This window comes from Paenibacillus sp. P5_B5 (genome assembly GCF_056400365.1).
Window position 1 is genome coordinate 39,332 of record NZ_JBFULK010000009.1, and the last position, 17,932, is coordinate 57,263.

Below are 17,932 nucleotides of genomic sequence, written 5' to 3' on the forward strand. Positions count from 1 at the left end.
TAAGCTCGAAGGGGATTGAGTACATATATGGCTAGACGACGGTTTACCAATCTGGATAATGTTCCAAATACGAATACATTTCAAGAATTACTAGCTTGGCGTAAAGAACGTAAGGGCAAAGTTAAGGATCATTCTTACTTTGTTGGGCAGGCAGCGAACAAGGAAGTAACTTATCTTCAGGCGAACCGTTCTGAAACGACAGTTACTTGGATAGGGCATTCGACATTTCTGCTACAGATCGGCGGGTTAAACATACTGACAGATCCGGTTTGGGCAGACTCAATGGCATTCGATAAGCGACTGTCCGCTCCTGGGCTTATGATTGATGACTTGCCGCCGATTGATGTTGTCCTCATTTCCCATTCACATTATGACCATCTTCATTTAACATCATTACGCAAGCTTGCGCGTAAAGGCAAGTTTAAGGTGCTAGTCCCTGAAGGACTACGTTCTTGGATGCGCTTGAGAGGAATGCGAGATGCTGAAGAGCTGCCCTGGTGGGGCAGTACACAAGTTGGCGAAGTCATGTTTGATTTCGTACCCGCACAGCACTGGACGCGTAGGACGCTTACCAATACGAATGCGACACATTGGGGTGGCTGGGTGATACGTAAACGAGAGGAAGTGGAAGCTGATTCAAGTGACAAAGCCATCTACTTTGCTGGGGACAGTGGATATTTCCGTGGGTTTGGATTGATCGGTGAGAAGTATCGAATTGGTACAGTGCTTATGCCTATCGGCGCTTATGAGCCGGAATGGTTCATGGGCAAACAGCATGTAACACCTGAAGAGGCGATACAAGGCTTTCTTGATACAGGAGGAGATTGGTTTGTACCGATGCACTATGGTTCATTTCCTCTGGCAGACGACACCACGAAGGAAGCTCTAGATCGATTGCATGCAGAGTGGAAGCGACTTGAACTTCAAAAGGATCATTTGAAAATACTGCTGCATGGTGAGACGCTGCGAATACATGATTGATAAAACGGCGGGTAATCGATAATGAGATAACGGATTATTTGATGTTGAATAAGCGGTTATTCGGTAACGAGACAATAGATCGCGATAACGAAATAATGATTGCCAAATAACCAAATGAAGTAATTAGCGCTTTATACTATAAATGAAAATAGAGGGCCGCACAAGACATATTTCAAAGATTGTGCCAGCTAAGCTGGTCATGAATCACCTGAAATAAGTTCCTGCGAGTCCTCTATTTTGATAGACAAGGATAGAACGGCAAATCGTTGCGCTTAATGCTATTAATAGCGGGAAAATGTCATGTTAATATCAGCGAAAACGGCTTTTTGGAGATATTAACTGGATTTCCTCCTGTTAATTACAAGACTTTATAATCTAATCAACCGTATCCATTGAAATAACAGGAGTATTTCCGGTATTCACATCAATCATATTGAACATTTGACATTAAAGGGAGAAAATCCCGTTAGCACATAGCACATAGCACATAGCACATAGCACATAGCACTAGAAGCACTGATTTGGTGTTGAGCCTAAATAGTTATTCAATTTTACTGTTGATAACGAGCTGTTAGTATCTTTAGTCTTTAAGGCTAGTATCTGTTAGTGAACTCTAATCGTTACGGCGGGTCATTTGTTGCCAAACAGTGCCCTCAGCTTCTGAACCACTTTCGATTCGGAGGATCGCTATATTGATCTGCATGCGAATTTCGAATTCGGGATCATTCACAGCTGCACGAAGTGCTTCAAGCGCCGTATGATCACCTACTTCGTAGAGGAAGCGGGCAGCACGCCAGCGGACGAGCTTGTTATTATCGCGAAGTGCCTTGATCATGGCTGGAATCGCTGCTGGATCGCCTAGATCAGACAGTGTGTCTCCAGCCGTGCGGCGAATGGTAGGCACGTGATCTTCAAGTGCCTGGTATAAATACGGGAGTATCTCTGGCTCCCGTATATCACCAAGATAGACGGTAGCTAACCGTCTAACGGATATGTTCTCATCGCTAAGCGCACGAACGAGCAGGGGCAGCGTGTCCATGGACGGCTGCACAGCTTGCAGCGCTGCATAGCGATGCTTCCAATCGGGATCGCCTAGCATTGCAGCGATCTCTTCCACCGTGCGTGCCGGAGGCCGCACGGGTGCACTTGCACTAGCCGCTGTGCTGGCTAGTGGATCCGCCACAGCTGGTTCTGCGGCTGTGGCGGCTGTGACGAGCGCTTCGAGGCGCTCGTCTGTATAGGATGCGTCGAGCTCTGCAACGACGACATCGAGCACTTCCTGGAGTTCGCCGTAGCGAACTCCAAGCTCGTCCAGCCTGCGTTCACGGAGCAGGCTGGATGCGGCTGCGCGCGATACCGCATCGGAGAAGCGCGCTGGCATAGCAGCGCGTGCTTCATCGGTATCCTTGCGCACACGCACCTGCAAGGGAATGCCGCGGAATGTTTGGAGCAGCACGAAGACTTCGCCAAATATAGAAGCAGAAGCTTCATCCGTAGCTTCTGCTTTGGCTTCATCTGAACTGCTGTTCATTCCACCAAGTACAGCGATAGCCGCCATGAGAATTTGTTCCCAATCGCCCTTAGGGATTCTGTCTAATGCGATAAAGTTGGCGGCTTGAAAAACGCTCTTCACCCCAGGTATGTCAAGTAATTGCTGGATGTATGGAGGAGATTGATCGTAGTTATTGCGATCATACGTTCTCATTATGCCGTTTGGTAGCGACTCATTCATATTTAATTTCATTGAATGGGGGCTAGGTGTAGGTTCAATGGATAGTAGTTTCATTATAGTTCGCACAGGTAGGTTCTGTGCTTCCCTCCCTTTTGCAAGTCAATCGAGATCTAGTAAGCCACGCTGTAAATAGCTTTCTAAGGTTTTGGTCAAGTCAAAAATCGTATGAGCTAAATCTATATTCTCAAAGGCATGTTCACACTGGCTGCGGTAGGCCATTTCATCATCATAATGGGACATGTAGAGTGCAATTTCGGCATTGCTATGGTTTGTTGCACGTGCGCGTTTCTCTAAGGAAGCAGGATCGCAATAAATGAATATACGAACGACTTGCCCTTGATAACGCTGACGTAAAACCTCTGCTCCATCTTGATTCAAAATAAGGTAAACAGACTTTCCTTTTTCTAGTATATCCTCAAGGTCCTTACGTTTAACACCATACCGATTGTTATTAATTGTACTGACTTCAATGAACTCTTGATTAGATTCAGCTTCATCAAAATCATGGTTACTAATGAAGTGATACTGATCGCCGTCTGTCTCCCACGAATGTGGTTGTCTAGAAGTATAAGTTAATACATGCTTGATACCAAGTGTTGAGCCAGCCATTTCTGCTACTGTTCTGCGTCCTGCGCCATGTGGTCCAGTAAAAATGAAAATGTTCATACCATCAGATCCCTCCTTAATTGGACACCAAGCTGTTGTCCCCTTTGTTCGAAAGGACAACTCACGTCAAATGTCGAGTATATTTTCAGTATATGAGCTAGCTCGGTTGTTCAAAACCGTTTTATTTGAAGAAGTGTAAACTTCTTCATACCTATTATAATTCGTCTTCTACGAGAAAATATCCTGCGAATAGACTCATATAGTCAAGAAATATATGTGTCTACGTAGAGGAGAATTATTTGTGTCTGATTTTTAAGAACAATTTGTGAACTATGATAGTCATTGCACCTATTTGGATTGACAATACAGTATACTGAATTTATATTTAATAAAGTGTGATCAGGATGATTGACAAGTAGTTAGTATCATGGTAAAAATAACGGTTTTGAAGCGGGGTTGATGACTATGAAACGATTGAAAATGATGTGGCGAATAGCCCCCTTAGTTGCGATGATGTCGCTATTATTGACAGGGTGTGGAAGTCCACAACTTTCAGCGTTAATGCCACGAGGTCAAGTGGCAGTCGAGCAATTATTTCTAATTAAGCTCAGTATCGGAATTATGGGAATCGTAATTTTTATTGTTGCAGCACTGTATTTTATTGCAATCATTCGATTCCGCAAGCGTAAAGGACAGACAGGTTATCCGAAGCAAGTTGAAGGTAGTCACAAATTAGAGATTATTTGGACTGTTGTACCAATTCTTATGCTAATTGTACTTGCCGTTCCTACGGTTTACTACACGTTCTTGCATTCTAGCGATTTACGTCAGGACAAGAACGCATTGCAAGTTAAGGTAACAGCACACCAATACTGGTGGGAATTCGAATATCCAACTCTCGGAATTCACACAGCTCAAGATATGGTGATTCCACAAGGTAAGAAAGTAGCAATTGAACTTGAATCAGTCGATGTGACGCACTCATTCTGGGTTCCTTCTTTGGGCGGTAAGCTAGATGCTAACCGTGGTTTGGTCAATACATATTATTTAGAAGCAGATGAAGTAGATACCTTCCTTGGTAAATGTACTGAGTTTTGTGGTGCATCTCACTCTCTCATGGACTTCAAGGTCGTTTCTAAGTCAGAGGCTGATTTTGAAGCTTGGGTTCAAGGAATGAAGAAATCTGTTGCTGTTTCAGCTGATGCAGAAAAAGGTAAGTTATTGTTTGATTCAAATTGTTTGAGTTGTCACGCAGTTGATGTAGATAAAGGCTCATTCGGTCCGAACTTGAATAACTTCAGTAATCGTGCTGAAATTGCTGGTATTCTAGAGCACACAGATGCTAGTTTGAAGGATTGGATCAAAGACCCTAATGCTATGAAAATTGGCACGAAAATGCCTGCCGTTGGTCTAGAAGATAGTGAAATCGATGAGATTGTTAAGTACTTGAATGGCTTAGATAATTTTAAATAATGAACCAAATTAACAATATTTGTAAAATTGAAATAAGTTGTCTTTAAGGAGGGTAACCACGTTGTCACATGCTCACGCAGCACATCCTGTGAAACGTTATACAGGTATAATGGATTGGCTTACAACAGTCGATCACAAAAAGATTGGCATTATGTATTTTTTCGCGGGCGGATTCTTCTTTCTTATTGGTGGTTTAGAAGCATTATTAATTCGTTTGCAATTAATGGTACCAGATTCTCAATGGTTCATTGGGGATACATTTAATGCTTTAACAACCATGCACGGTACGACGATGATTTTCTTTGCGGCCATGCCGATGGTGTTTGGATTTATGAATGCACTCGTTCCGTTACAGATTGGGGCAAGGGATGTTGCTTTTCCTTTCATCAATTCACTCGGATTCTGGCTCTTCTTCTTAGGAGGTATCCTACTAAATGTATCATGGTTTGTAGGTCATATCCCTGATGCAGGTTGGACAGCTTATACGCCTTTATCCACATTACCTGAAAAGTTCGGTGTGAACTTCTATGTTATGAGTTTACAACTCTCAGGTCTTGGAACGCTGATCGGTGGGATTAACTTCCTTGTTACGATTATCAATATGCGTGCACCAGGTATGACTTATATGCGTATGCCACTTTTCACTTGGACTGCATTTGTAACTTCAGCGATTATTTTGTTCGCTTTCCCTGCAATTACAGTTGGTCTAGTAGAGTTGATGTTTGATCGCATGTTCGGAGGCGCGTTCTTCGATGTGACACGTGGCGGTAACAACATGCTATGGGAGCATCTATTCTGGATCTTTGGGCATCCTGAAGTTTATATTTTGATTCTTCCTGCTTTTGGGATTATTTCAGAAATTGTTAGTACGTTCTCGTCAAAGCGTTTGTTCGGATATAGCTCGATGGTATTCGCAACAGTGCTTATTGCTTTCCTAGGATTCATGGTATGGGTTCACCATATGTTCACAGCAGGTCTTGGTCCAGTGGCGAACTCCATCTTTGCGATTGCAACTATGGCAATTGCAGTACCGACAGGCGTTAAGATATTTAACTGGTTGTTCACGTTATGGGGCGGACACATTCGCTTCGCAACAGCTAACCTATTCGCATCTTCATTCATTCCGACTTTCGTAATGGGTGGAACAACAGGGGTTATGCTTGCAGTACCATCTGCGAACTTCCAATATCATGATTCCTATTTCGTTATTGCGCATTTCCACTACGTACTAGTTGGTGGCTTGATTCTAGCAATCTTCGGGGGTTCTTACTACTGGTGGCCGAAGATGTTCGGTAAAATGCTGAACGAAACACTTGGTAAAATTCATTTCTGGACATTCTTTATTGGTTTCCATTTAACATTCTTCCCGCAGCATTTCTTGGGACTAATGGGGATGCCACGTCGTGTGTTCACGTTCGAACAGAATGCTGGATTAGATATAGGAAACTTTGTTTCTACGATCGGTGCATTCTTGATGGGTGTAGGTGTAATCGTATTTATTATCAACATGATCATTTCTTCACGTTCGAAGAAAGATGTAGGCAATGATCCGTGGGAAGGTCGTACACTGGAATGGACTATTCCTTCACCGCCACCAGAGTATAACTTTAAACAAATACCACTTGTTCGTGGATTAGATGCTTATTGGAAAGAGAAGATGGCGGGGAATAAAGGAATGACTCCTTCTGAACCAGTTGGTTCCATTCATATGCCATCAGGCTCGATTCTACCGCTTATTATTTCAATCGCACTATTTACTGCCGCAATTGGATTTATGTATACAACGCTTTGGTTGGGAATTGCTGGTCTTGTTCTATTGCTTCTATGTATGTTCTTACGTTCTGTATATGACGATCATGGTTGGCATATTGAACCCGAAGAACTGGAAAAGGAGGTAAAAGCATAATGTCTGCTACTACTCACAATGAAGCATTACCGGCAAAGCTGGAAACAGCTACACTTGAAGGTAAGAATAAAGTTACTGGCTTCTGGCTTTTCCTCGGTGGTGAAACGGTTCTCTTCGGAGCTTTGTTTGCTACTTACTTGACCCTCCGTGGTCAAACACTTGATGGAAAGACACCACTTGAATTGTTTAACCTACCAATGGTTGGATTAACAACATTTATCTTGCTTACATCTTCATTAACAAGTGTATTTGCTGTAATGGCAATGCATAAGCATAATCTTAAAGGTTTGCTTACTTGGTTAGGTGTAACAGTTGCGCTTGGTCTTAGCTTCTTAGGACTTGAGATTTATGAGTTTGTTGAATATGTTCATGAAGGTCATACGTTTACTGCTAATGCATTTGGGACATCCTTCTATACATTAGTTGGATTCCACGGGGCTCACGTAGCTTTCGGGGTGTTATGGATTACCTTGTTGATTCTACAAGGCTTGAAGAAAGGCCTTACTACTGTTACTGCACCAAAGTTCTATTTAGCTGCCCTATATTGGCACTTTATCGACGTAGTATGGGTATTCATTTTCACAGTTGTTTATTTGATGGGGAAGGTAGGTTAACGACATGACAGAAGCACAAGGATCTAATCGAGTAGCCAAAAGTCACAAGCATGACAGCCTATCACCACATGTACTATCTTATATTATATCAATCGTTCTAACGATGATTGCTTTTGCTGCTGTTCTTTATGGAGGTCTAGATGTAGCGTTTGTACTCGTCTTGATCGTATGTCTTGCAATCGTTCAAGTTATTTTCCAACTTACGTATTGGATGCATATGAAAGATAAAGATCACATCATTCCAATTATATTTATTTCTAGCGGCGTTGTAGTCATTATTCCTATTGTAATTACCGCATTATACTGGATGTGGTGGTAAGATCCACCACACTTGATCGTGTTTGGCTAGAGAGGCAGCTTCTTTTGTAGAGTGATCAGAATAAGATAAGGGTTAACCTTGTACGCTCTGATTCACCTAGGAAACGCATCCGTTCTGTATTCGACGGTTTGGCTGTTTCTTAAGAGGAGTTGTCTCTATTGCTTTATTCAAAAGAAATAACTGTTCAGCTAGAGATTACAACAAGAGTTTAAGTAAGGAAGGAGATTGTGGTGATGAATCATAATCATATGGAAGTATCGAATGGTTTTTTTGATATGTGGAGTCCGATTCTATTATTATTCATAATCGTGGTTGGTATTCTCTATTTTCGAATGGTCGGTCCTTGGAGGGATAGCTTTAAAGATTCTTCTGAGGTTGAGACTTGGCGGAAAACTTTGTTTGCAATTGGACTCGTTCTGTTTTATATTATGCAGGGAAGTCCGATCGACTTTTATGGTCATCATTACTTATTTAGCTTACATATGTTCCAACAATCGATTCTTTATTTGGTCGTACCGATCTTCATTATTGTTGGACTACCGGAATGGTCACTAAAGCCAGTTTTTCAAATCAAATGGATTCGCATGATTGTTCGAGTTTCTACCTTCCCACTTATTTCATTGTTATTCTTTAATATCAGTTTTTCCATTTATCATTTACCATTGGTTATGGATTATTTGATGGAGAATGAGCTTGCGTTATTCGGTTATCATTTAATGTTGATGTACTCGGCATTTGCAATGTGGTTCCCCATTTATTCAACACATAGAGACTTTAATGGTATGAAGAGTCTACAGAAAATGGCTTACATTTTTGCTAATGGTATTCTGCTCACACCTGCATGTGCACTTATTATCTTTGCGGGACAATTGTTATATGGGATGTATCAAGATGTGTCGTTCCCATTCTCCTATTATAGTGTGCTAGATGATCAACAGCTTGGTGGAGTCATCATGAAAATAGTTCAGGAGATTGTATATGGTATTGTATTGTATACGATTTTCCGCAAATGGTATCGAGCGGAACGTAGGCAACATCCAGAAGAGCTTTCAGATGAACCAAGTGAGGGAATTATGTTAAGTCACGCGTAAAATACAAGAATAGGGGAATTAAAGCTATGCATATTTTACCTACGATTTCGACGACATTTATTGTTATTAGCGCTATTTTTGTTGCATTTGGTTGGTACCATATCATTAAAGGGAATAAAGAGACGCATAAGAAGCTGATGATTACGGGTGCAGTGTTTGCATTAATGTTCTTTACTGTATATATGTCTAGGACTATTTTTGAAGGAAACACTACCTTTAATGGTCCTCATAACATTCAGGTAGCTTATCAAATATTCTTGACCTTCCACATCTTACTAGCAACGATTAGTGCGGTGTTCGGGCTCACAACGCTTGTGCTTGCATACAAAAAAAGTTTTGCTAAGCATAGGAAGTTTGGAAGAATAGCAGCAACATTATGGATGTTTACAGCACCAACAGGTGTGCTTGTATATACACTGCTTTATATCTTGTTCCCTGGTGGAACAACTAAGCCAATGATAGATGTTATATTCGGATTGTAATAGATGATTTACTTTGCAGCTACCGCATGAAATGCGGTGGCTGTTTTTTTGTTGATATATAATTGATAACTTTCAGTAATAATTTTGAATAAACCTCTTGAATAATTTGGATTACCGAGTATACTGTTAATATAGATATATACAGTAGATACAGTTACATAACAGTTAAGCAAAGTGAAGCAAGGTGAAGTAGGAGTAGGGTACAGCATTGTGAGATCAAGAATAAACATAATTTTTTGAATGAGGTGAAGAACATGTCATTAGGGGCTGGAGCTTGGAAACTTGCCAAGCGTGATTTAACGAAGGATAAGTGGACTTACTTATGGGCAATGATTATCTGCTTTGCTATCGTTATTGGAATAACAACCTATGATCAAGTGAAGCAAATAATGGAGGCAGAGGGAGTGGCGTATAATATTACGTTCCTGCATAATATGATAGTTCTCCTAATGTTCCAGACGTTAGGCTTCGGTATGGGGCGCAATTATTTAACGAAATATTACAAAACAGATTTGTTTACCAAAAGAAACTCCTACCTAAATACAATGCCGATATCAAATAATCAGATCATATTCGGTAGATACATACAACATATAATTACGTTGATCTTGATGTATGTAGTCATATTTAGTGCAATTGGATTATGGGGGAATTTGTTTGACATACATGGGTTTACAGGTGTTCAGTTTATTCAATTAATCATGACCTGTATGGGATACTCATGTATGTTTGGTAGCATTTATATCTTATTGGAGCTTGGTTTTCATGGCAGAGTTTACTTTATCATGAGTTGTGTGATTACTGGATGTTTTATGATTGGGTGTGGGATTCTTACGTTTGTTTATCGAATTTCGATCTGGCATGTGGTGCTAGATATCATAAAGGTAAGTGGATGGGTTATCTCAGGCTTATCGTTGGGAGTAGCGGCGTTAGTCACCTTGCTTATGGCTAAGCTATTACAACGTAGAATGAAATTGAGAGATCTATATTTATAATCAGGAGTGGATCTTAGCAGAAAAGTAGGTGAGACGATTGAGAATACCCATAACAGTTGCAACTGATAGTGCAGAACCGCTATATTACCAAATTGAAGTACAGCTTAGAGCATTAATTCTTAGCGGGCAGTTATCTGAGGGAACTCTATTACCCTCTATTCGAGAGTTAGCCAAAGATCTATCTTGCTCTGTTATAACAATAAGGCGAGTATATCAAGATTTAGAGAATGAAGGTATTCTTCGAACGAGGCAGGGAACGGGAACTTTTGTAGCAAGTGTAGGTGCTGGTGTTAGAGAAACTTATCGGACAGATGCTGTATTAGCTGTTATGAAGGAAGCCATAGAAACAGGACTTCGGGTGAAATGTACCGAGCAAGAGCTGCGAGATTTATTTGAGCAAGCTTTAACGGAAGCTAGGGGAGAGGACTGAAGAAGCGAATGGACTTGAATAAGACAATTACAATTAATAATGTAAATAGACGACTAGATGCCTTTCAATTAGGTCCTATCGATCTGACGATCGAGACAGGTATGGTATACGCAATTGTAGGAGAGAATGGTGCAGGCAAAAGTACATTATTCAGCTTAATGATGAATGCACTTAAGCCTGATACAGGTGTGATTCAATTGTTTGGCTTAGATTATAGTGAAGATCCGCTTGCGATTAAACAGCGAATTGGTTATGCCTCTGTCCGTCATTTCTGGGAAGATTATGATATATATCGGATAGATGAACTAGAGAAGTTTACTTCCAGCTGGTATGACAAGTGGGATGATCGATTATTCTGGGAGCTTGCAGGAAAACTCGGCCTAGAACGAAGTCAGAAGATTCGTAAGCTGTCAACAGGCATGCAGCAAAGGTTAGCTATCGCGGTTGCTTTAGCTGTTAAACCAGATTTATTACTACTAGATGAAGCAACGAATGGTCTGGATTTTCGAACAGCACATCTGATACACGACGAACTTGTTAATTTTATGGAAGATTCGAATAAAACTATTGTATTCGCTACACATATACTTGATGAGATTAAACAACTTGCTGATTACATTATTTATATGCATGAGGGAAGAGTGCTTGGGACGTTCGAGAAGGATGTGCTTCTAGGTGATTGGAAAGCGTTCTGGGCGGATGGGATTCCAAGTGAAGTGGCAAGCTGGCAAGAGATTGCTGCGATTGAACAGCAAGGGCATTCACTTATAAGACTTGTATCTTCAGATGCTAGAGCTACGGGGGATAAGCTTGCAGAGCTTGGTATTCATGTGACGAGCATACAGGCACTGGACTTACAGGAAATTCTAATTCATATAGTTGAAAAGAACTATAAATAGAGGAGAGATAAGCCATGTATAGTTTACAGATCGAGAACGTTACGAAGCATTTTGGAGAAAAGACGGCAGTTAATGGCATTAAGCTTGCGGTTAAGCCAGGGGAAATTTATGGTCTGCTAGGTGGTAATGGAGCAGGTAAGACGACAACGATGCGAATGGTTCTAGGACTTATTTATCCAGATGAAGGTCGTATTATTTGGAAAGGTAAAGGGTATCGTGAAGAATTGTATCGCATGATGGGTTATTTGCCGGAGGAACGGGGCTTATATCCCAAGGTTAAGGTGTGTGATCAGCTACTGTACTTAGCAGAGCTCCGAGGTGTAGGAAGGAAGCAGGCTGATCAGGTACTTAAAGAATGGCTGGAGAAGTTCGGAGTACCCGAAAACTATAATAAACGAATCGAAGAATTATCCAAAGGCAATCAGCAGAAGATCCAGTTCATTGCCTCGATTATACATAATCCTGAAATTCTGATTCTAGACGAAGCCTTCTCTGGTCTTGATCCGGTCAATGTGGAATTACTGAAAGATACGGTGAGGGAACTCCGTAATCAAGGCAAAACCATTCTTTTCTCTAGTCACCGTATGGAACATGTTGAGGAACTATGTGAAAACATTACGATCCTACATAAGTCTAATACCGTTCTACAAGGAAGCTTGAAGGAGATCAAGAATTCATTTCCTAAGGAGCGCGTGATTCTGGAGACAGCAGCACCAGTCGCTGGATTAAGTGACATTACAGGTGTTCGTTCTGTGAAAGAGCATGCTGCAGGATATGAAATAATGATTAATAGCTTGGATGCAGCTCGTAAGATTCTGGAGAAAGCTATGCTAGAGACACAAGTGAATCGTTTTCAAGTGATGGAGCCGACACTCAACGAAATATTTATCAAAAAGGTAGGTGGTTCTCATGAATAAAATGTTTACGGTTATTAAATTTACATTTATGAGCAATTTTAGCATGAAGTCATTTAAGGTGATGACCTTGATACTTGCTTTAATCGTAACACTGGTTATTAATCTGCCGATCATTATTGATAGCTTTTCTGGTAGTGAGGAGCAAAAAGCGGATAAGATAGGTGTTTTTGCAAACAATGCCGAGATTGCAGCTAAGCTAACGGATTACTATCAAGTGCAGGAGAAGCCTAGAATTTCCATTGTGAATTTACCCGATGCCGGAAGTAAGGAAGCGAATGATAGCTATGGGAAAGAACAGATTAAAGCTGGTGAGATAGAGGGATATCTTGAAATTAGTGATGAGCTTGTAGCTGGGTTCCCTAAGGCCGTTTATAAATCAGAAGCAAGCAGTATGGAAACTGGCATTAAATCTGAATTAGGGGTTGCTTTGCAAGCGATCAAGACGAATATGGTGCTTAAGGATATTTCGCAAGAGCAGCTTATGGTTCTCCAAACACCAGTAACTATTGACTCCGTTCAAGTTAAAACAAGTGATACTTCTGGCACTTCTGGTCGCTCCGAAGAAGAAATGACTGTTGCATTTGGACTTGTCTATGCTTTATTGTTTCTAATCTATATGAGTGTTATCTCCTATGGTAGTTCGATTGCAACATCCATCACACAAGAGAAAAGCTCGCGCGTCATGGAGCTGCTTATCACAAGCTCGGCTCCAGTTCATCAGATGTTCGGTAAAATATTTGGTGTCTGCTTACTTGGAATTGTGCAAATTGCGGTCCTTGTGATCGTTGCCTTCGGTAATCTCATGTTACCGTTTAATCAAGATATGATCGCAGAAATGAACCTTGATCTATCTTCCATTCCATTCGAATTATTAATATACTTCATTATCTTCTATTTAGGTGGATTCTTTATTTACGCGATGGTCGCAGCGGGAATTGGATCGATCGTTAGCCGTATTGAGGATGTGGGTCAGGCGATTATGCCGATGATGTTCCTCATTATGGCGGGATTCTTCATCGCTATCTTCGGCTTGCAAAGCCCGGATGCACCGTTCATAGTTGCAATGTCTTATGTTCCTTTCTTTGCCCCACTGATCATGTTCTTACGTATCGGTCTCAGCAATCCCGCTTGGTGGGAAATTGCCTTATCCATCGGTATCTTGATTGCATCAATCGCTCTACTAGGCTGGCTTGCAGCGAAGATCTATCGCACAGGAGTTCTGCTGTATGGTAAGCGCCCATCTATTAAAGAGTTGAGGAAAGCGATGAAGTCGATGTAGGTAGTTGGAATTAATAAATAGAGATTTGTGAGTAGCATTTAATATTGAGACTATTGATACTTATAAATGAGACAAATAAAAAAGCCTTGGTGTGTAAAGCTATACACATCAAGGTTTTTTGGATTATACTAGTGCAAAACATATTTAATGCAATTAAATATGCTTGTATAGGAAGGTGAATTCATTTGATCAAACTACCTGTAAAACAAGGGATTACAAGGTGGTTTGGAATTCTGCATATGCCAAAAATAATGTTTATATACCTCGGAAAAAAGAGATGTTATTCTAAATCATGCAAAACGTAGTAAGCCATTGCACTAATCACTTAGACATCCGAGCTGCTGACCTGATACCAATCAGAGGGGCATGAATATTAAGCGCTTACATTAGCTGTTGACGGTGTACTTGGATGCGAAAGGGAGGGTTCAATGGGAGAAAGCAACGGTACATGCTTGTGATCTGCCTTAGTTATACCAACTCAATTACATAGGAGGGTTTATATGAAAAAGAAGTTATCCTTATTCCTTACATTCACTTTACTTGCTTCATTATTGGTAACAGGCTGTTCAAACGGCAACGAAGCAAATACGGGATCGGGATCGGAATCGACTCAGAACCCGTCATCAACTGTTAAATCGACGGAATTTCCTCTAAAGGAAAAGATGGAGTACACTCTTGTACAATCCAGGGGTGATGGTTTTAAACCTTTCGAGACATTGACGGCTTGGAACGAGCAGTTTGAGTCAAAGTCTAATGTCCATATTAAATGGCAGGATTGGGGAACAGGGGATGCATATAAACAGAAAAGAAGTCTAGGCTTTGCCAGTGGCGATCTGCCGGACGCTTTTTATGGAAGCTGGGCTATTGAAACTAGTGACTACATGAGTTACGGTTCTCAAGGATTGATTATCCCCATAGAAGAGATGATAAATGAGGATATCATGCCTAATTTTACTAAACTGATAGCCCGGAACCCTGATTTACTTAAGCAAATGACAGCACCTGATGGGCATGTTTATGGATTGCCTAGTTATAGTGAAGGCACAACCAATACCAATGACACATTGATGTATAACAAGCTTTGGCTGGATAAACTGGGCATGGAAATTCCAACTACAACAGATGAATTTTATAATTATATGAAAGCTGTCAAGGAAGCTAAGGATTTGAACGGCAACGGCAAGGACGATGAAATTCCTTTTACCTTCCGTTTTGGTACTAATGGTGCGATAGATAAAATTAATGGAATTTCATCATTTATTGGTTTTAGCGGACTTGTAATGCCTCAAGATTTGATTGATATAAAAGATGGTAAAACAATGTTTGTACCTGGTAAGCCAGAATTTAAAGAGGCTATTACCTATTTGAATAAATTAGCCTCCGAAGGACTGATCGATAAAGAAGCTTTTACCATGGATCCACCTGCATACAACGCAAAGATTCAAGGTAAAGTTCCTACAGTAGGTGCCACTTTAAACTGGTCAACTTATCAAAATAATTCAGTTATTGGCAGTGATGTATTTGTTTATGGGCCTCCACTTAAAGGTCCAAATGGCGAGCAAAGATGGGCGAAAAGGGTGGCCCCAGTGAATTTCAATATCGCTTTTGCTATCACTAACAAGGCAAAAAATCCGGAAATTTTATTGAAATGGGCCGACTTACATTACGATAACGATACATCGATTCAAAATCTTAATGGACCATATGACAAGTACATTAAAAAAATGGATAATGGGCAATTTGAAATAATGATGAAGCCGGACGGGAAACCATATACTGCGATTGAAAAATCGGCAGATACACCTGCACAGAGCTCTCTATACATTTTACTTGCAGGTGATTTTACACCGAATAAAAAATCACCCAGCGTGATAACTAAGGAAGAAGCCGAAGCAATATACAGTCCTTATTTTCCAAAAGAGGTATATATGAATCCTTTCATGGAGACAAAAGACTCAGAACGTTACGCTATTATATCAGCAGATTTAAAGCCATATGTAACCAAAATGACTGCAAAATGGATCTTTAACGGGGGAATTGATGCCGATTGGGATGCATACTTAAATCAGTTGAAAAAACTGGGGATGGACGAGTTTGAGCAAATTACCCAGAAAGCCTATGACAGTGCGAAATAATAATAAATACAACAGTTAACCTTGCAGAGTTGTTAAATCAAATAGGAAGCGGTTAAATGGCTATCAAGTAATCGCATGTTCTTTCAGGGCTTTCATCGTGAAAGCGGTGAAAGCCCTGGATTATAAATCTAAGCGGAATTTTTTACTTATGCAAGAAATCATTATGATATGTCTCAAGGAAGGAGCTGGACGACTGTGGAGTTGGCATCAAAGAATAATGCAAAAACAAGAGACTATACACAAGTCACGAAGAACAGGGGTTATAAAAAAGCAATGTTTCGTGATTATCAGTTATACCTGCTGTGCTTACCAGCACTAGTGTATATTATCCTATTTGATTATGTTCCCATGTATGGAATACAGCTGGCATTCAAGGATTTTGTTATTTCCAAGGGGATATGGGGGAGTTCTTGGGTAGGATTTCTGCATTTTGAAAGATTTTTCTCATCGTACCAATTTTGGCCGGTGTTAAAGAATACGATTGGTGTTAGTATCTATGAATTATTAGTATTTCCAATACCGATTATACTTGCCTTGATGTTAAATCAAGTCAAAAGCCAACGATTCAAGAAGCTCGTACAAACGGTTACATACGCACCACATTTTATATCAGTGGTCGTTCTCGTCAGTATGTTTACGATATTTCTGTCACCCAGTGTCGGTTTGATTAATCATATCATTGCTGCTTTCGGTGGAGAACGAGTTTTCTTCATGGCAGAACCGGGTATGTGGAAGGACATCTTTGTATGGTCAGGTGTTTGGCAGAATGCTGGGTGGGGAACCATTATTTATATTGCTGCTCTATCAGGTATAAGCCCTGAATTATATGAAGCTGCAAAGGTAGATGGGGCTAGCAAGTTTCAGATTATCCGGCATGTAGATTTACCGGGAATTATGCCAACTATAGTCATTATGTTTATTCTCAAAATGGGTTCTGTTATGAATGTAGCTTTCCAGAAAGCCTATCTGATGCAAAACTCCTTAAATATTGATGCATCTGAAGTTATATCAACCTATGTGTATAAGATTGGTCTGGAAAGCAACCAGTTCAGCTATTCAACTGCCATTGGTCTTTTTAATACATTGATCAATATTATACTTCTGATAAGTGCAAACCGTATTTCTAAAAAAATAAGCGGTTCCAGTCTCTGGTAGGGAAGGAATGGAGCGACGATGAAAACAATTAGAAGATCCAGAGGGGATCTCATATTTGATACCATAAATTATCTAATACTTGGATTGCTTCTACTCATCATTTTATATCCTATATATTTCGTTGTAATTGCTTCCATATCGAATCCACAAGATGTGGTTAGCGGTAATGTCACTCTGTTACCCAAAAACATGACCTTCGATGGTTATCTAAGGATTTTTAAGGATTCAAGTATATGGAGGGGATATGCTAATACGATTTATTATACGGTGGTAGGAACTGCCCTGAATGTTATATTGACCATGATGATTGCATTTCCTTTATCTCGTACATATTTTTCTGGGCGCAAGGTAATTACGATTATACTTATGATCACCATGTACTTCAGTGGAGGATTAATTCCCCAATATTTATTGGTCAAGAATCTTGGGCTTCGTGACACAGCGCTCTCGATGATTATCCTTGGTGCAGTCAGTGTGTTTAATGTAATCATAGCGCGAAGCTTTCTTGAGGCCAATATTTCGCCAGAACTGGAAGATGCTGCATCTATTGACGGATGTTCGCCCTTAAGGTTTTTTATCTCGATGGTGCTCCCTTTGTCCAAAGCGGTGATTGCAGTGTTGGTTCTTTACTATGGTGTGGCGCACTGGAATGATTATTTTAACGCAATGATTTATTTAAATAATTCAGAGAAGTATCCGCTCCAGTTAATTTTAAGATCCATCCTGTTACAGTCACAGAATATGTCTGCTATGACCGATGATATTACAATGATTCAAGAAAGCCAAGCCATTGCGGAGCAGATTAAATATGGTGTCATTATTGTTGCGTCGGTTCCGATGCTGATCTTGTATCCTTTTCTTCAGAGATACTTTATCCAGGGAGTTATGATTGGATCAATAAAGGGTTAAGGAGTGTCT

General features: G+C 40.5%; 17 protein-coding genes. 15 read left to right on the plus strand and 2 right to left on the minus strand.

What is annotated here, in order from left to right:
* The first annotated feature begins 27 nt into the window (after positions 1 to 27).
* A complete protein-coding gene (locus AC1DOK_RS13370; protein ID WP_477554788.1) occupies positions 28 to 981 on the plus strand; it encodes an MBL fold metallo-hydrolase in 954 nt (317 codons plus the stop codon).
* A gap of 613 nt (positions 982 to 1,594) precedes the next feature.
* Here AC1DOK_RS13370 and AC1DOK_RS13375 read toward each other — a convergent pair.
* Both AC1DOK_RS13375 and AC1DOK_RS13380 read right to left on the minus strand, forming a co-directional pair.
* Positions 1,595 to 2,767: a conserved virulence factor C family protein gene (locus AC1DOK_RS13375; RefSeq protein WP_477554789.1), complete on the minus strand. Its 1,173-nt coding sequence runs from the start codon at positions 2,765 to 2,767 to the stop codon at positions 1,595 to 1,597.
* A gap of 45 nt (positions 2,768 to 2,812) precedes the next feature.
* Complete coding sequence (locus AC1DOK_RS13380; RefSeq protein ID WP_477554790.1) at positions 2,813 to 3,379, minus strand: guanylate kinase; 567 nt, start codon at positions 3,377 to 3,379, stop codon at positions 2,813 to 2,815.
* 405 nt (positions 3,380 to 3,784) lie between these two features.
* Here AC1DOK_RS13380 and coxB point away from each other — a divergent pair, with 405 nt between their 5' ends.
* The 14 genes from coxB to AC1DOK_RS13450 all read left to right on the plus strand — a co-directional run bounded on the left by coxB (position 3,785) and on the right by AC1DOK_RS13450 (position 17,923).
* Entirely contained in the window at positions 3,785 to 4,792 is a 1,008-nt protein-coding gene (gene coxB, locus AC1DOK_RS13385) for a cytochrome c oxidase subunit II (protein ID WP_477554791.1), read from the plus strand.
* Between the two features lie 109 nt (positions 4,793 to 4,901).
* On the plus strand, positions 4,902 to 6,698 hold the full coding sequence (gene ctaD, locus AC1DOK_RS13390) for a cytochrome c oxidase subunit I (RefSeq protein WP_477554932.1): 1,797 nt from the start codon (positions 4,902 to 4,904) through the stop codon (positions 6,696 to 6,698).
* Entirely contained in the window at positions 6,698 to 7,312 is a 615-nt protein-coding gene (locus AC1DOK_RS13395; protein ID WP_477554792.1) for a cytochrome (ubi)quinol oxidase subunit III, read from the plus strand. Before ctaD ends, AC1DOK_RS13395 begins: the two co-directional genes overlap by 1 nt.
* 4 nt (positions 7,313 to 7,316) lie before the next feature.
* On the plus strand, positions 7,317 to 7,631 hold the full coding sequence (locus tag AC1DOK_RS13400; RefSeq protein ID WP_477554793.1) for a cytochrome C oxidase subunit IV family protein: 315 nt from the start codon (positions 7,317 to 7,319) through the stop codon (positions 7,629 to 7,631).
* Positions 7,632 to 7,864: 233 nt separating this feature from the next.
* Positions 7,865 to 8,722, plus strand: a complete 858-nt coding sequence (locus tag AC1DOK_RS13405) for a cytochrome c oxidase assembly protein (protein ID WP_477554794.1) — start codon at positions 7,865 to 7,867, stop codon at positions 8,720 to 8,722.
* A gap of 26 nt (positions 8,723 to 8,748) precedes the next feature.
* Positions 8,749 to 9,204 (plus strand): DUF420 domain-containing protein, encoded by a 456-nt coding sequence (locus AC1DOK_RS13410; RefSeq protein WP_477554795.1) that lies wholly within the window; start codon positions 8,749 to 8,751, stop codon positions 9,202 to 9,204.
* Between the two features lie 254 nt (positions 9,205 to 9,458).
* Entirely contained in the window at positions 9,459 to 10,199 is a 741-nt protein-coding gene (locus AC1DOK_RS13415; protein ID WP_477554796.1) for an ABC-2 transporter permease, read from the plus strand.
* A 37-nt stretch (positions 10,200 to 10,236) separates the two neighbouring features.
* Positions 10,237 to 10,629, plus strand: coding sequence for a GntR family transcriptional regulator (locus AC1DOK_RS13420; protein ID WP_477554933.1), 393 nt, complete (start codon positions 10,237 to 10,239; stop codon positions 10,627 to 10,629).
* 14 nt (positions 10,630 to 10,643) lie between these two features.
* A complete protein-coding gene (locus tag AC1DOK_RS13425) occupies positions 10,644 to 11,528 on the plus strand; it encodes an ABC transporter ATP-binding protein (RefSeq protein WP_477554797.1) in 885 nt (294 codons plus the stop codon).
* A 14-nt stretch (positions 11,529 to 11,542) separates the two neighbouring features.
* Positions 11,543 to 12,445 carry an ABC transporter ATP-binding protein gene (locus AC1DOK_RS13430; protein ID WP_477554798.1) on the plus strand — a complete coding sequence of 301 codons (903 nt, stop codon included), beginning with the start codon at positions 11,543 to 11,545 and terminating at the stop codon, positions 12,443 to 12,445.
* A complete protein-coding gene (locus AC1DOK_RS13435) occupies positions 12,438 to 13,724 on the plus strand; it encodes an ABC transporter permease (protein WP_477554799.1) in 1,287 nt (428 codons plus the stop codon). Before AC1DOK_RS13430 ends, AC1DOK_RS13435 begins: the two co-directional genes overlap by 8 nt.
* Positions 13,725 to 14,224: 500 nt before the next feature.
* Positions 14,225 to 15,859: a type 2 periplasmic-binding domain-containing protein gene (locus AC1DOK_RS13440; RefSeq protein WP_477554800.1), complete on the plus strand. Its 1,635-nt coding sequence runs from the start codon at positions 14,225 to 14,227 to the stop codon at positions 15,857 to 15,859.
* Between the two features lie 273 nt (positions 15,860 to 16,132).
* Positions 16,133 to 17,014, plus strand: coding sequence for an ABC transporter permease (locus tag AC1DOK_RS13445; RefSeq protein ID WP_477554934.1), 882 nt, complete (start codon positions 16,133 to 16,135; stop codon positions 17,012 to 17,014).
* Positions 17,015 to 17,032: 18 nt separating this feature from the next.
* Positions 17,033 to 17,923, plus strand: coding sequence for a carbohydrate ABC transporter permease (locus tag AC1DOK_RS13450; RefSeq protein WP_477554801.1), 891 nt, complete (start codon positions 17,033 to 17,035; stop codon positions 17,921 to 17,923).
* Positions 17,924 to 17,932: the final 9 nt, after the last annotated feature.